The organism is Nostoc sp. (assembly GCF_036917515.1).
In the GTDB taxonomy this organism is placed as follows: domain Bacteria; phylum Cyanobacteriota; class Cyanobacteriia; order Cyanobacteriales; family Nostocaceae; genus Nostoc.
In genome coordinates this window covers 23,376-39,838 of record NZ_JBALDE010000173.1, presented here as the reverse complement: position 1 = coordinate 39,838, position 16,463 = coordinate 23,376, and the positions used below count along the sequence as shown (strand labels likewise).

Here is a 16,463-nt window from a genome sequence, read left to right as displayed (position 1 = left end):
TTATGGATTTAGACCAGAAAATTAGGCGGCTACAGGGCCCAATTTTAATTCTTGGTGGTAGTGGCTTTATTGGTGCCAACTTACTCAAGCAATTACTCAAAGTTAGGGAAGATGTCTTTGGCACTACTTCTCGCTTCCCTGCTTGGCGATTAGAGGGACTGAGTAACAAGAATGTTATTGTTGTTGATTTGCTAGTAGATTCCAACCTTGATTTTTTAATAGATAAAACTCAGCCGCGAACAATATTTAACTGCGTAGCTTTTGGAGCTTATTCCTTTGAAAAAGATAGCCAATTGATCTATGAAACCAACTTTAACCTAACTGCCAAACTTTTAGATCGATTAGCCTCTCGCCAGATATCCTGTTACGTTCATGCTGGAAGTTCTTCTGAATACGGAGACAAATCTGCTGGACCGAGTGAAACTGAGCTACCTGCCCCTAATAGTGATTATGCAGTCTCTAAGATTGCTTGTGCCAATCTATTGTATTTCTATGGAAAAAAACGGCAACTACCTTGTGCGAATTTAAGATTGTATTCTGTCTATGGTCCCCTAGAAGATTCGTCGAGGCTAATTCCGAATTTGATTCGCTGCGGGCTTGAAAGTAAATATCCTAATTTTGTTAGTCCTGATATTTCTAGAGATTTTGTTTATATTGATGATGCATGTGAAGCATTTATTGATACTGCATTGAACTTAAAAAAGGAAGATTATGGAGAATCATTTAATATTGGTAGTGGTCAAAAAATGACTATTAATGATGTAGCAGTTTTTGCTAGCAAGATATTTAACATTAATAGAGAGCCAACTTATAATTCAATGGCAAATCGCCATTGGGATGTTATTGATTGGTATGCTGATGTTACAAAAGCCCAAGAGCTTTTGGTTTGGAAACCTCAGACAAGCTTTAAAGATGGTCTGTTAAAGACGACTGAGTGGTATAAAGGATTAGAAGATAAAGAAAGATATCATCAAAGTTCTAAAAAGTTTGGCTTAGATACCATATATAGCGTAACAGCTATCATCGCTTGTTATAAGGATAATAAAGCGATTCCTATTATGTATGAGCGTCTAAAAGAGACATTTATAAAACTCAAAATAGACTATGAAATTATCTTTGTTAATGATTGTAGTCCTGATAATACTGAAGAAATAGTTCAGAAAATATCACGTATTGATAAAAGAGTAATTGGAATTTCTCATTCCCGTAATTTTGGCTCTCAAGCTGCTTTCAAAAGTGGCATGGAAATAGCGACTAAAAATGCCTGCGTTTTACTCGATGGCGATCTTCAAGATTTACCAGAATTAATTGAACAGTTTGTTGAAAAATGGCGTGAAGGATATGATGTCGTCTATGGTCGTCGTAAGAAACGCAAAGCTCCTTTTTTTATGCAACTTGCCTATAAAGCTTTCTACAGGATTTTTGATTATTTTTCATATCTTTCAATTCCTCATGATGCAGGAGATTTTTCTTTGATGGATAAAAAAGTTGTTCAGGCGGTTTTGCAGTTTCCTGAGCGAGATTTATTCCTTCGAGGAGTCAGGGCATTTGTAGGCTTTAAACAGATTGGGATAGATTATGTAAGACCAGAAAGAATGTTTGGTGTAACTACTAATAATTTAGCAAAAAACATTGCTTGGGCTAAGAAAGGAATTTTATCTTTTAGCTATACTCCTTTAACTATCCTCAGTTTTATAGGAACGGTATTATTGCTAGTTACACTCTTGTTAGCAATTATGCAAATTCTTAGTCGAATTCTATTTCCTGGTTTGGCTCCTAGAGGCATAACTACTGTTTTGATTACTATATTATTTTTTGGTTCAGTTAATCTATTCGGTCTTGGTATTATTGCTGAGTATATTGCCAAAATATTTGAAGAAGTGAAGCAGAGACCCCATTTTATTCGTCGCACTATTATTAAGAATGGAGAAATTAGATCCGCTTACGATAGTGTTAAAACTTAAGTCAATTGAGGACTGAATTATGTATGATGAAAAGATTCAGAGGCAAGAAGGGTTTAAACCAGTTAGCAATACACCCCCTGATAGTTTTATCAATAAGTTAAAATTTCAAGCGAGACTAGTTTTAGATTTTCAGACGAAGACTGTATATCGGCACTTGCAAGAATTTCTGCCCAAAATGCAAGGTAAAGTAATCGATATTGGTTGTGGACAAAGTCCCTACAAGCATCTTCTGAATAGTCAGAAGACTCAATATTACGGACTTGATATCGAAGATGCAGCTAAAAATTTTGACTATGACAATTCTCAAATTATCCATTTTGATGGCCAACATATTCCGTTAGCTGATAGTTCAATGGATTGTTTCATCTGTACAGAAGTTCTTGAACATGTAAAAGAGCCAGAAAAATTTATTGCTGATATTTATCGAGTTTTAAAGGTCGGAGGGTTAGGTATAGTTACAGTACCTTGGTCAGCGAGATATCACTATATTCCTTATGACTATTATAGATTTACACCCTCCGCACTCACTATTCTCTTTCAAGATTTTTCATCAATTAAAATTATATCTAGAGGGACAGATATTACCGTGATCGTCTCTAAGATTATCGTTGTCTATTTTCGAGGTTTATTATCTCCAAAAAAATTTATATCATGGCTTTTAAAAATTATATTAAGCTTAGTTATTTTTCCATTTCTCATTTTGTGTATTATCGTCGGACATATTTCGTTAGCTTTAAGCTTAGGTTCTAAAGATGATCCACTAGGTTATACCATTTGGCTTCACAAATAATTAATAAGCAATTTATTTCTGAAAAAAATAAAAAGATGCTTGAAATCTCAGAAAAGATAACTCAAAAAAAATCAACTTTTATTACTATAATTTTAGCTACTATAACTTTGTTTGCTTTGGTCTATTATTTAGGGGAAACTCAATGGAATGTCGTTGAATTATTGCGCTTTGGTTTAGGTGTAATTTTCCTTTGGATGCCTTTAGGTGCTTTGTTTTATTTGTTGTTAAAGCGACAAGTACAAAAGCCGATAGTTCGTTTTACATTCAGCGCGATCGCTAGCTATACACTAACAACTTTAATTTACTTTGGTTTAGCGGTATTTTATCTGGAATTATTATTTTATATTGGACAGATTGCAATTTTTATCGGATTGATTATTTACTCAACTCGCAGAAAAAATTGGTTAAATATTCAGATTCAATCTCTGAGTTGGCGACAGTTTGACTGGGTACTTGCTTTATTGATTGCAGCGAGTTTAGTCGTTAACATTCCTTACCAAATAACTTGGAAATATAGTCCTACAACTAATACCTATCAATCGCTACTGAATTTTGATTATAATTATTTTGTCGGTCGAGCCTACGAATTAGCCAGACACGTACCACCTCTACAACAAGCCACTAGAGCAGGGATACCTGAACGAGCCTATCATATGTTTTCTCATCTGACAGCCATGTTGCTCTCACGCTTCACAGGTCAGACAGATATGCTACGGACACAACTTGTTTATCATTATATCATTATTGAAATTGGGATGTGTCTATCACTGTACAGCATCGTCAAGATTTTAACTAACAGTAAGGTCGCTGGATATTTAGCAACAGCAACAATGTATATTGTAGCTATTCCATACTTTCCTTTGATAGAAAAAGCACTTGGCTATTTTCACTTTTATTTTAATTTGTTTCCTCAGTTTACTAATTCAATAGAGTTCACCATCGTAACTAGTCCACAAATGTATAGTGGAATGTTAGTTGCTTATGGAATTTTTCTAGGAGTTTTACTGATTTCTGTTCGTTACTACAAGAAACAACCTGTAAGTATAGTTTTGCTTGTTACTTCAATCATGGTTGTGGCAACAAGCCGTTTTCAAGCTATTGTATTTTTGCCAATGCTGCCAGGTTTTGTGTTACTAACAGCTTACAGTTGGAAACGTACTAGACAAAGAGTATATCTTATTGCTGCTGGTCTTGCCGTGGCTTTAAGTTTAGTAATGTTTCTGGAGATGCAATCGCCTATCTATTTGAGCGGTAGTGCGAGTTTAAAACTAGGCTTTAATAATATAACTAACTTTGAATATTCGACTAACTGGATTAATGATTGGCCATTTTCTACAAATATTTATGCATTACTAAACAGTTTAATTCATAACTCAACAGTATTGAAATGGGTTTGGCAAATAATATCTACGTCTGCTTTTGTTGTTTTAATGATAATAGGTATTCCTTTGCTGATTATCTCCAGCATTTACTTCTCAAGCAAACCAGCACGTCAAGAGTTTCTTCTTTTTACAAGTCTGATTGTGTGGATGCCAGTTGCATCAACTTTAGGCGCAATATGTCTAACAAATGATTATGACGGTTCCTCACTTGGGTCAGAATTACTGATCGTACAAGGATGGTATCTATTTTTACTAATAATCCCTGGACTCTATCAAGTTTATCGATTTTTTCAGCTTAATCTATATTTAGCTCAATCAATACAGATATGTGTTGTGGTTGCTTTTGTCGTCTTATCTCTGGCTACTCAACAGCTTACCAAACCAAATAAATTAGGTATGACGTACAATTCTCAGAAGTTAGAGATAAGTGCTAGCGAACAGCTAGCACTTGCTTATCTTCATGACAATATGCCACAAAATTCTGTTATGTTAACTAATAAGTATATTCATGATTATAGTGTACTAGCAAGTAGTATTACTGGGAGAAGTGCTTATTTAGAATTGACGAGCGACGAAGATCCTTTAAATCGACAATCATTGAAAATCTATCCCTCAGATAATCGAGAAAAAGTTATTAAAGACTTATGGACAACATCCCAATCAGAGCAATTTTGCCGACTTCTGACAACAACTCCAGTGACTCATGTTATCGAGTATTCAACTCATCCCTTACTTATAAATAATCCATTTTGTATGCAGTCTATCTGGGAAAGCTCTAATAAAATTCTAGCTTCATCAGAAAAGGTTACTATCTGGAAAATCAATCGATAGCTTCAAAAAGCATTATCTACTGAAGAGATATTTTGTTATGACATCCTTGAAAAAAGAATCAAGTTTTATAACTATAACTACTATTACTATTACTGTAATTACAATAGTTTATTACTTAATTAATACTCAATGGAATGTTGTGGAAGTCCTACGCTTCTGTATTGGAATAATTGGGCTTTGGATGCCTCTAGGTGGATTATTTTATTTGTTGTTAAAGCGACAAGTACAAGAGCCGATATTTCGTTTTACATTTAGCGCGATCGCCAGCTATACATTGACAACTTTAATTTACTTTGGTTTAGCTGTATTCCATCTGGAGTTATTGTTTTATCTTGGAGAATTTGCAATTTTTATTTGGTTGAGCTTTTATTCAATCAGCAAAAAACTCTGGTTAAACATTCAGATTCATTCCTTAAGTTGGCGGCAGTTTGACTGGGTACTTGCTTTATTGATTGCGGTAAGTTTAGTAGTTCATATTCCTTACCAAATAACCTGGGAGTATAACCCCACGACTAACACTTATAAATCACTTTTGTTTAGTGATTGTCATTACTTTACAAGTCAGGTATACGAACTGGCTAGACACGTACCACCTCTACAGCAACCTAGCATAGCAGGGATACCTGAGCGCGCTTATCACATGTTTCCCCATCTGTCAACGATGTTACTCTCGCGCTTCACAGGTCAAATGGATATGCAGAGGGTACAAATTGTTTATCATTACATCATTATTGCAATTGGGATGTGTCTGGCACTGTACAGCATCGTTAAAATATTGACTAACAGTAGGATAGCCGCATATCTAGCAACAGCAACAATGTACATTACAGCTATCCCATATCCACCTTTGGTGGAAAACGATTTTGATCATTTTTACTTTACTTGGTTTCCACATTTTACCAATGCTATAGAGCCAGCTCTTCTAACTAGCCCACAAATATATAGTGGGATGTTAGTCGCTTATGGAATTTTTCTGGGAGTTATACTAATTTCTGTTCGTTGTTACAGAAAACAACGTATAGATGTAGTTCTGATCATTACCACAATCATGATAGTGGCAACAAGCCGCTTTCGAGTTCATATATTTTTACCAATGCTGCCAGGTTTTGTTTTACTAGCAGTCTACGGTTGGAAACGCACTAGGCAAAGAGTATACCTTGTTGCTGCTGGTCTTGCTGTGGCTTTAAGTTTATTAGTTTATCTAGAGATACAATCTCCTATCTATTTAGCTGGTAGTGCAAGTTTTAAGTTAGGCTGGAATAATTTAACAGATCCCCAAAAGTGGGGTTTCAGTTGGCCGTTTATATCTTGGCCATTTTCTGAAGAAGTTTATCACTTACTAAGCCGTTTAATTCATAACTCGACAGTATTGAAATGGGTCTGGCAAATATTATCGATGTCTGCTTTTGTTACTTTGAATATGATAGGCATTCCTTTGTTCATTATCACTAGTATTTACCTCTCAAGCAAACCAGCACGCCAAGAGTTTCTCCTGTTTACGAGCCTGATTGTATGGATGACAGTTGTGTCAACTTTAAGTGCAATGTGTCTAACTGATTATGGTGACAGTTACGACGTGGCGGGACAAATGCTGTTTTTTCCGTGTTGGTATACATTTTTATTAATGATTCCTGGACTTTATTATATTTACAAGTTTTTCCAGCCTCAAATATCTTTAACTAGACCAACACAGATTAGTTTAGTAGTCGTTTTTGTCGTAATATCTCTAGCTGCTCAACAGCTTGCTATACCAACTATAACTAAGACTTATGTGTATTCTGAAGGAGTTACGATAAATGCTAGTGAACGAATGGCTATGGCTTATATTCATGACAATACGCCACAAAACTCTGTTATTTTAACGGATAAGTATGTTGATCAGTCTAATTTCTTATTCACCAGTCTTACAGGAAGGGTAGCTTATCTAGAACACACGTTTAAAGAGATAAGCGAGCTAGCATTGAAAGCCTATCCCTCAGATAATCGAAAGCAAGTTATTCAAGACTTATGGGCAACATCTCAAACAGAGCAATTTTGCCGACTCCTGAGGGTAACTCCAGCGACTCATGTTATCGAGTATTCAACTCATCCCTTACTTGTAAATAACCCGCCTTGTATACAGCCTATTTGGGAAAGCTTTAATAAAGTTATTCCAGCTTCATCTGAAAAAATAACTATCTGGAAAATCAATAGATAATTTAGAAAAAGCATAATTTTTAAATTAAGATTTTGTGATGACAAGCTTTAAAAAACAATCAACTTTTATTACTACAACTACCGTTACTATTACTGTAATTGCAATAATTTATTACTTAATTAAAACTGAATGGAATATCGTCGAATTTCTGCGTTTTTGTGTAGGCTCAGTTTTACTTTGGATGCCTCTAGGTGCGTTGTTTTATCTATTGTTAAAGCGACAAGTACAAGAGCCGATAGTTCGTTTTACATTCAGTGCGATCGCTAGCTATACACTGACAACTTTAATTTATTTTGGATTAGCTGTATTTCATTCAGAGCTATTATTTTATATTGGGCAAGCTACGATTTTTATCGGATTGATTATTTACTCAATCCGCAAAAAGTTTTGGTTAAACATTCAGAATAGTTCTTTGATCTGGCGGCAGTTTGATTGGGTACTCGCTTTATTGATTGCGGTGAGTTTAGTAGTTAATATTCCTTACCAAATAGCTTGGGAATATAACCCGACAACTAACACCTATAAATCGACATTGTATGAGGATCGTTATTACTTTGTGGGTGAGGCATACGAATTGGCCAGACACGTACCACCTCTACAGCAACCTAGCAGAGCCGGAACACCTGAACGCGCTTATCACATGTTTCCCCATCTGACAACTATGTTGTTCTCGCGCTTCACAGGTCAGACAGATATGCTACGAGTACACGCTGTTTATCATTACATGATTATCGAAATTGGGATGTGTCTGGCACTATATAGCATCGTCAAAACTTTGACGAACAGTAGAGTCGCCACATATCTTGCAACAGCAGCAATGTATGTTACAGCTATCCCATATCCCCCTTTGATAGAAGACAAGTTTGGGGGCTTGTTTTACTTTACTTTGTTTCCTCATGTTAGTAGTGGAATAGATCATAGCGCTCAAGGCAGCCCACAAGCGTATAGTGGAATGTTAGTCGCTTATGGAATTCTTTTAGGAATTTTACTCATTTCTATTCGTTACTACAGAAAACAACCTGTAGGTGTAGTTCTCATGACTACCGCAATCATGGTAGCGGCAATGAGCCGCTTTCGGATTCATATATTTTTACCAATGCTACCAGGTTTTTTGTTATTGACAGCCTACAGTTGGAAACGCACTAAGCAAAAGGCATACCTTGTTGCTGCTGGTCTTGCTGTGGCTTTAAGTTTAGTAATTTGTTTGGAGATGAAATCATCATACTATTTAGCTGGTAGTGCGAGTCTCAAGTTAAGCTTCAATAATTTAACAGATCCCAAAGAATGGACAAACTGGATTAATGCTTGGCCATTTTCTACAAAAATCTATGACTTACTAAGCCATTTAATTCATAACTCGACAGTATTTAAATGGGTTTGGCAAATAGTATCAATGTCTGCTTTTGTTGCCTTGAATATGATAGGTATTCCTTTGCTCGTTATCACTAGTATTTACCTCTCAAGCAAACCAGCACGCCAAGAGTTTATCCTGTTTACGAGTCTGATTGTATGGATGATAGTTGTATCAACTATAGGTGCAATGTGTCTGGCAACTGGTTATGAAAATTTCGACGTTGGGGGACAAATGCTATTTCCACCACGTTGGTATCTATTTTTATTAATGATTCCTGCACTATATCAGGTTTATTGTTTTTTACGGTCTCATATATCCTTAACTAGACCAACGCAGATTAGTTTAGTAATCGCTTTTGTCGTGCTATCTCTAGCTGCTCAACAGCTTGCTAGACCAAGTTTATGGATGACTAATGTATATTCTGCTGGAGTTACAATAAATGCTAGCGAACAAATGGCTCTGGCTTATATTCATGACAATACGCCACAAAACTCTGTTATTTTAACGGATAAGTATGTTGATCAGTCTAATTTCTTATTCACCAGTCTTACAGGAAGGGCAGCTTATCTAGAACACACGTTTGAGGATCTAAGCGAGCTAGCATTGAAAGCCTATCCCTCAGATAATCGAAAGCAAGTTATTAAAGACTTATGGTCAACATCTCAATCAGAACAATTTTGCCGACTCCTGATGGCAACTTCAGCAACCCATGTTATTGAGTATTCAACTCGTCCCTTATTGATAAATAACCCACCCTGTATGCAGTCCATCTGGCAAAGCTCTAAGAAAGTTGTTCCAGCTTCATCAGAAAAGGTAACTATCTGGGAAATCAATAGATAGCCTCAAAACAACATTATTTTTGAAAGTGAGGTTTTGTCATGGTAATCTCTCAAAAGCAATCAAGTTTTTTAACTATAACTACCGTTACTATTACTCTAATTGCAATATTTTATTACTTAGTGTCAATTCAATGGAATGTCGTTGAAGTCCTGCATTTTTGTCTAGGAATAATTGCACTTTGGATGCCACTGGGTGCTTTGTTGTATATCTTACTTAAACAACAAGTACAAGAGCCGATAGTTCATTTTACATTCAGATTGAGACTCTATCCTTCAAATAATCGAAAGCAAATTATTAAAGACTTATGGGTAACATCTCGATCAAAACAATTTTGTCCACTTTTGATGGCAACTCCAGCTACTCATGTTATTGAGTATTTAACTCACCCCTTACTTATAAATAACCCACCCTTTATACAGCCCATTTGGGAAAGTTCTGAGAAAGTTATTCCAGTTTCATCTGAAAAGGTGACTATCTGAAAACTCAACCGTTAATTATGAAAAAATATATTGAATTAAGTTTATGCATTATCCTTCAAAAAAATTTATAAGGTTTCTGATAGTAGGGGGAATCAATACACTTTTTGGTTACTCAATATTTATTATGTTAATTTTACTAAATTTTCGTTATGAAATTGCAGTACTAATATCAACTATGTGCGGAGTATTATTTAATTTTAAAACTATAGGAACTTTCGTTTTTAAAAACAAAAATAATAAACTAATTTTTAAATTTATATTAGTTTATGCTATGATATACTTCTTACAATTATTTTTTCTAAAACAATTATTGTCTTACAAAATTAATCTTTTTGTAGCAGAAGCTTTAATTTTACTTCCTCTTGCTTTAGTCTCATATACATTAAATAAAATATTTGTTTTTTCCAAACTTGAACAAAGAAAAAGGTGAATTATCCAGATACCATCTGCAAAAAGTAAAAATTACGGAGAACTTAACATTGGGTTATATTTCTGTTGTCATTCCTGTCTATAAAGTGCAAGATTGTCTACATGAGCTTTATCAAAGGTTAAAAGCCTTTATTGAGATTATTTTTGAAGACTTTGAGATAATTTTAGTTGAGGATTGTGGAGGCGATCGCTTTAAAATTATAGTAGAACTAGCTAAAAAAGATCCACGAATTAAAGGGATTTAATTTAGTCGTAACTTTGGTCAGCAATATGGTATTACAGCTGGCTTAGATCACTGTGGTAGTAAATTTATTCCGCACGACTACAAGATATCTGCCTATAACAGATTCGATGCGGCTCTGTTTTACCAACGCGACAACTAGGAGGTTGCCATCAACGCTGAGAACTTAAGCTTTTTAACTTCTTTTGGTTGTTGTCGCATTTCATACTCTGCGTTTACTGTTTGTCATATGGTCATTTTGGTATTGATATACTTGCTTTCCAACTCCAGTCTGTTTAATTTGCATTCAAAGTAAAAGTGAAAATTTAAGGAAGATGTAAATTATGACTCATTCTGAAATCGCTTTTAACAAATATAGACAAAAATTTGAATTTATAAATTTCAGAAATGGTAAAGTTTTTGATTTTACAGTATTGCTAATATGCTGCTTAAGTTTCGGATTTAGCTGTATTGAATCAAGCGTTAATATTGATAGCCATCATTGGGGATTTATGTATGTACAAGCCCTAGATATAAAAAGAGGCTTAATTCCCTATAAAGAAACATTCAATGCTTATGGAATTGTAACAAGTTTGATTCAGAATATTTCTCTATCTTTTTTTGGAGAAAGAATGATATCTATAGGGATAATGACTGGTATTTTTTATGCTACAAGTATTTTGTTTTCATATAAGTTATTTTTGAAAATCCTACCTAAATATTTAGCTTACTTATCAGTTTTTTTGATTTTTCTATTGCATGCATATATTATCTATCCATGGTCAAATTACTATTCATATACATTTCTATTATTATCCTTATTAATAAGTTTTAGTACTAACAAAAAAAAATATATTTTTTTAGCCGGATTATTTCTAGGATTATCTTTATTGTCTAGAAACTCATCAAGTATAGCGATAATACCTCCGTTTTTATTCTTTTTTGTTTATAACGTTATTTTCAAAAAAACTGAAAAAGATACTTTTTCAAAAATTTTATTTTTTAGTTTAGGATTTTTAGTTCCGCTCTTGTTATTTTTATTCTTTTTAATTAATCATAATGCCTTAAACGACTTTTTAATTCAAAATCAAGTTATGTTGTCATACTCGAAAAGAAACATTACAATTTTAAATTTTTTACCAAGACTATTAACAACTATTTTTACACTTAATGGAGAGACTTTTAATTCTGATTCCAGACTATTTTTCTTTACAATTATTTTTTTATGGAATCTTGCAACACTATTTTATATTTTGTATCAACTATTATTAAATAAAATTTTAACTAAACACGAAAGTATTCTAATAGTATTTTGCTTAGTTACGATTTTTGGATACTTAAATGCAATTCATTTCTATGAAGTTTTCAGATTAGTCAATAGTTCGTCTCTTGGTATTGGAGTTATTATTTATACTATTTTTAGAATGTCTCAACGGCTTAATCGGAAAGTTAAACTAATCATTCTATTACCATTAATTTCTATCTGTTTTATTTGGGGAAATAGTATTATTTTTTCAGAAACCAGCTCTGTATATTTCCCGTGGAAATTGGATGTTTTAACAGGAAAAGGAGTTATGACAACTGAAATTAGTATTTTTAAAGGAAAAGTTTTGAGTAAGAAATACTATGATTTTTATCAAGAAGTCTATCAAACAATATCAGAAAATAATTATGTACCTTACATAGTAAATTATACAGGAGATTCTGTTGCTATGGTTATTAACAATTTACAAAGAGTTCAAATATCATCATTGTATTTCCCTAAACTTGAACAAGCATACCCTAATGAAGCTAACAAAATTCAGAAAATAATTAATGAAAAAAAGGCAGTCATACTTTCAATTAAAGATCTTCACATACCTGGGTATAAAGTTGTTTTTATTAAGCCTTGGGTTTATGGTGAAGTACCATGGTTGAATGATGATAAATGGGATGAATCATTATATATTAGCGTTCCAGAAGACGTTGTCTTGAAGTAAATGCACGAGCAATGCATCTTAAAGTGGCACAATTAGAGTTAGCGTTAGCTATCAAAGAAATAATAGTTGGTTGGCTCGCCGGATATTTAGTAACAGGATGAGTTTTTCTTGAATTAAGCTTATGTATTATCCTTCAACAATGTTTGTAAAATTCCTGATAGTAGGGGAAATAAATACACTTCTTGGCTACTTGATATTCACTCTGTTAATTTTGCTAAATATCAGCTATGAAAGCTGCACTTTTACATCAACTATGTGTAGGGTATTATTTAACTTTAAACATATAGTTTTCATAGGTTTTAAAACAAAAATAACACTTTAATTTTTAAGTTTATATGAGTTTATGCTATTATTTACTTATTATAAGTATTTTTATTAAAATAAGTTTTAAATTATAAAAATAATATTTTTGTAGTAGAAATTTTCATTTTAACTTATAATCATATATATTAAATAAATATTTACTTTTCCAACAAGTAAATAAGACGAAGAAAAAATATAAATTATCAAAATACTGTTTGCAAAAGAAAAAAATACGGAGGATTTAACATTGACTTATATTTCTGTTGTCATACCTGTCTATAAAGCTGAAGATTCTCTACATGAGCTTTATCAAAGGTTAAAAGCATCTCTGGAAATGATTTCTCAAGACTTTGAGATAATTTTAGTTGAGGATTGTGGAGGCGATCGCTCCTGGGAAATCATACTAGAGTTAGCTAATAAAGATCCACGAATTAAAGGAATTCAATTTAGTCGCAACTTTGGTGAGCAATATGGTATTACAGCTGGCTTAGATCACTGTAATGCAGAGTGGGTTGTAATTATGGACTGTGACTTGCAGGATCGTCCTGAAGAAATTCCTCGTTTATACGCTAAAGCACAAGAAGGCTATGATATAGTATTGGCTAGGAGAGGTAAGCGAAAAGACCACATTTTGAAGCGCCTTACTTCCTCGCTATTTTATAAAGTTTTCAACTATCTAGCAGATATTAATTACGATGGACAAGTTAACAACTTTCGTATTGTTTCTAGGAAAGTTGTAGATAGTTTTCGTGTCTTGCGTGAACAACTAAGATTTTTTAGTCTTTTGGTACAATGGATTGGTTTTCCCACTGCTAGTATTGACGTTGAACATGGTAGTCGTTTCGCCGGAAAAAGTACATACACTTTTAAGAAATTGTGGAAACTGGGAAGCGAAACTTTAGTTGCCTATTCTGATAAACCTCTGCGATTATCAATCAAGCTGGGTTTATTAATATCTTTACTAGCTTTTCTATATGGTACTTATACTTTGATTTCTGCCTTACTTTACGGAACAACCGTTACAGGTTGGACTAGCCTGATTGTTTCTTTGTATTTTCTGTGCGGAATTATTATTGCTTTTTTAGGAATCATTGGTCTTTATTTAGGAAAAACTTTTGATGAGACAAAAAGAAGACCACTATATATTATTAGACAGTATTCGGATAGTAAGGACAGCAGTGCATCAAGGTTATATTTAAGTAACCGTTCAGGGAGGTAACGAGACAATGAAAGTTACAGGCGATTTGAAAGAAAATCAGACTAGCATTCAGCAATATCGATTGATTGATTTGCCAAAAATTACTGATCCTCGTGGCAATTTGACTTTTGTTGAAGCGAATAAACATATTCCTTTTGAAATCAAAAGGGTTTTTTATCTTTATGATGTGCCTATTGGCGCAGCAAGAGCCGGACATGCTCATCGTGAGTTACAGCAGTTTTTAGTGGCAATATCAGGTAGCTTCGATATAAAAATCAATGACGGTTATCAAGAGAAAAAATATCACATGAATTGCTCACACTCTGGTCTTTATTTCGGCTCGATGATCTGGTGCCAAATTGAGAATTTTTCGCCGGGAGCAGTTTGTATGGTTTTGGCATCAGATTTCTATGATGAATCTGATTATTATCGCAACTATAAAGATTTTATGAAAGCTATAAAAGGCATATCATGACAATACCGTTTCTTGATTTAAAGACATCTTGTTTAGAAATAAGACAAGAATTAGACGAAGCCTATAGAAAATTTATAGAGTCCGGCTGGTACATTCTTGGGCAAGAGTTAGAAGCTTTTGAAGCAGAATTCGCCTCTTATTGTAATGTCCAGTATTGTATTGGTGTGGGAAACGGTTTGGATGCACTACATCTGATATTAAGAGCAATGAATATTGGCTTAGGTGATGAAGTAATTGTTCCAGCCAACACTTACATTGCGACTTGGCTAGCAATTTCTCATGCAGGAGCTACACCAGTTCCTGTAGAACCTAATGAAAAAACTTACAATATTGAACCAAAGAATATTGAAGTAGCAATTACTTCTAAAACAAAAGCAATCTTAGCAGTTCATCTTTATGGTCAACCTGCTGATATGGATTCGATTAACGAGATTGCTGCACGATATGAACTTAAGGTAATTGAAGATGCTGCACAAGCTCATGGCGCACGTTACAAAGGTAGAAGAGTTGGTAGTTTAGGAGATGCAGCAGGCTTTAGTTTTTATCCAACGAAGAATCTGGGAGCATTAGGAGATGGTGGAGCAGTAACAACAAATGATGGTGAACTAGCAGATAAAATTAATCTGCTCCGAAACTATGGTTCTCGTGTTAAATATTTTAATGAAATTAAAGGTTTTAACAGCAGGCTTGACGAATTACAAGCTGCCTTTTTAAGGATGAAGCTAACTAGGCTTGATGAGTGGAATGCTCGCCGTGCTTGGGTAGCTAACCAATATCTTGAAAAACTCTCCACTGTAACAGATTTAACCCTACCTTTTGTTCCTGCCTGGGCAGAGCCAGTATGGCACTTGTTTGTAGTACGTCATTCAAAACGTTCTGATTTCCAGAAGCACCTGAAAGATTCGGGAATTGGCACTTTAATTCATTATCCTGTTCCACCTCACTTATGTGATGCGTATATAGAAGAACAGCATTTAGGCAGTTTTCCTATTACAGAACAAATGGCTAAAGATGTTCTGAGTCTACCCATAGGTTCCCATATGAACAATGAAGATGTCATGAGAGTGATAAGAGAATCTAATGTATTTTTAATGAAAGATACGATTACTACACTGAAAACTTCCTCGCTTTCGTACAACTAGCCGCTACCATTTGTTTTAGAGGCTTTTGAGATAAGTTCTACTGCCATTTACGTATGATTGAAAATGAGATCGAATATCAAAAGATGTCCGAAACAGAGGAAACTCTCTGGTGGTATCGAGCGCTCCATGAATTGGTACTCACTGCACTTTTAAAGTTATCGAACGATAGAGGAGTTACCATTCTCGATGCAGGTGCAGGAACAGGAGGACTGCTCAGCTTTCTGAAGCAGCATGGATACTATCAGCTTCGTGGATTTGATATATCTCCCAACGCTATCGACTATGCGCGAAGGAAAGGTATCTCGCTTGAGCTTAGTAGCTTACAAGAGATGTCACAACGAATTGCGCCTCAATCGATCGACCGTATTATCTGTAATGATGTGCTCTACTTTCTCTCTCAAACCGAGCGAGAAGATGTTGCTCATCAGTTTTACAACGCGTTAACTCCAAACGGATATGTACTCTGCAATCTTCCTTCAGGGCAAGCATTTCGTGGCATTCATGATATAAGTGTTGGTATCTCGACGAGAGTAAATCAAAACGATATTCCTACGTTTTTCCCGTCTCATCTGTTCTCAATACACACAACTCTGTTTTGGCCATTTCTCCTTTCCCCGCTCATTTATATCGTTCGAGCCGTACAACGTATTCGACTCCGATATGGAACAAAAAAGATTTCCTCTGATGTTTCATTACCTCATTTCATTATTAACGAGATTTTATATCGATTAACAGTGTTTGAAAATAGATTTTTCTCATACAAACCTTTTGGAAGCTCTCTATTCATTGTGGCTCAGAAACGTCTATTATCGTAAATGATAACCAGAATTAGGGCGTGTCATCAATTGAGCCAAATGACAGAAGCAGCCAGATAAATTGC

General features: G+C 34.5%; 13 protein-coding genes. All 13 read left to right on the top strand.

The window, feature by feature from the left end:
- Window positions 1-2 precede the first annotated feature (2 nt).
- Window positions 3-1,964 (top strand): NAD-dependent epimerase/dehydratase family protein, encoded by a 1,962-nt coding sequence (locus V7K89_RS22640; protein WP_335191123.1) that lies wholly within the window; start codon window positions 3-5, stop codon window positions 1,962-1,964.
- 19 nt (window positions 1,965-1,983) lie between these two features.
- A complete protein-coding gene (locus V7K89_RS22635; protein ID WP_335191121.1) occupies window positions 1,984-2,754 on the top strand; it encodes a class I SAM-dependent methyltransferase in 771 nt (256 codons plus the stop codon).
- A gap of 35 nt (window positions 2,755-2,789) precedes the next feature.
- Window positions 2,790-4,967 carry a hypothetical protein gene (locus V7K89_RS22630; protein ID WP_335191119.1) on the top strand — a complete coding sequence of 726 codons (2,178 nt, stop codon included), beginning with the start codon at window positions 2,790-2,792 and terminating at the stop codon, window positions 4,965-4,967.
- Between the two features lie 37 nt (window positions 4,968-5,004).
- A complete protein-coding gene (locus V7K89_RS22625; RefSeq protein WP_335191117.1) occupies window positions 5,005-7,164 on the top strand; it encodes a hypothetical protein in 2,160 nt (719 codons plus the stop codon).
- Window positions 7,165-7,201: 37 nt separating this feature from the next.
- Window positions 7,202-9,358, top strand: a complete 2,157-nt coding sequence (locus V7K89_RS22620; RefSeq protein ID WP_335191114.1) for a hypothetical protein — start codon at window positions 7,202-7,204, stop codon at window positions 9,356-9,358.
- A gap of 38 nt (window positions 9,359-9,396) precedes the next feature.
- On the top strand, window positions 9,397-9,837 hold the full coding sequence (locus V7K89_RS22615) for a hypothetical protein (protein ID WP_335191112.1): 441 nt from the start codon (window positions 9,397-9,399) through the stop codon (window positions 9,835-9,837).
- Window positions 9,838-9,880: 43 nt separating this feature from the next.
- Window positions 9,881-10,267, top strand: coding sequence for a GtrA family protein (locus tag V7K89_RS36015; RefSeq protein WP_442941738.1), 387 nt, complete (start codon window positions 9,881-9,883; stop codon window positions 10,265-10,267).
- Window positions 10,248-10,511: a glycosyltransferase gene (locus tag V7K89_RS22610; RefSeq protein ID WP_335191110.1), complete on the top strand. Its 264-nt coding sequence runs from the start codon at window positions 10,248-10,250 to the stop codon at window positions 10,509-10,511. The genes V7K89_RS36015 and V7K89_RS22610 overlap by 20 nt, the downstream gene beginning before the upstream one ends.
- A 319-nt stretch (window positions 10,512-10,830) precedes the next feature.
- Entirely contained in the window at window positions 10,831-12,465 is a 1,635-nt protein-coding gene (locus tag V7K89_RS22605) for a hypothetical protein (protein ID WP_335191108.1), read from the top strand.
- Window positions 12,466-13,015: 550 nt separating this feature from the next.
- Window positions 13,016-13,987, top strand: a complete 972-nt coding sequence (locus V7K89_RS22600) for a glycosyltransferase family 2 protein (protein ID WP_335191106.1) — start codon at window positions 13,016-13,018, stop codon at window positions 13,985-13,987.
- A 7-nt stretch (window positions 13,988-13,994) separates the two neighbouring features.
- Window positions 13,995-14,441 carry a sugar 3,4-ketoisomerase gene (locus V7K89_RS22595; RefSeq protein ID WP_335191104.1) on the top strand — a complete coding sequence of 149 codons (447 nt, stop codon included), beginning with the start codon at window positions 13,995-13,997 and terminating at the stop codon, window positions 14,439-14,441.
- The gene (locus tag V7K89_RS22590) at window positions 14,438-15,583 is read left to right on the top strand and encodes a DegT/DnrJ/EryC1/StrS family aminotransferase (RefSeq protein WP_335191102.1); all 1,146 of its coding nucleotides are present in this window, start codon (window positions 14,438-14,440) and stop codon (window positions 15,581-15,583) included. Before V7K89_RS22595 ends, V7K89_RS22590 begins: the two co-directional genes overlap by 4 nt.
- 53 nt (window positions 15,584-15,636) lie before the next feature.
- Window positions 15,637-16,398 carry a class I SAM-dependent methyltransferase gene (locus tag V7K89_RS22585; RefSeq protein ID WP_335191100.1) on the top strand — a complete coding sequence of 254 codons (762 nt, stop codon included), beginning with the start codon at window positions 15,637-15,639 and terminating at the stop codon, window positions 16,396-16,398.
- Window positions 16,399-16,463: the final 65 nt, after the last annotated feature.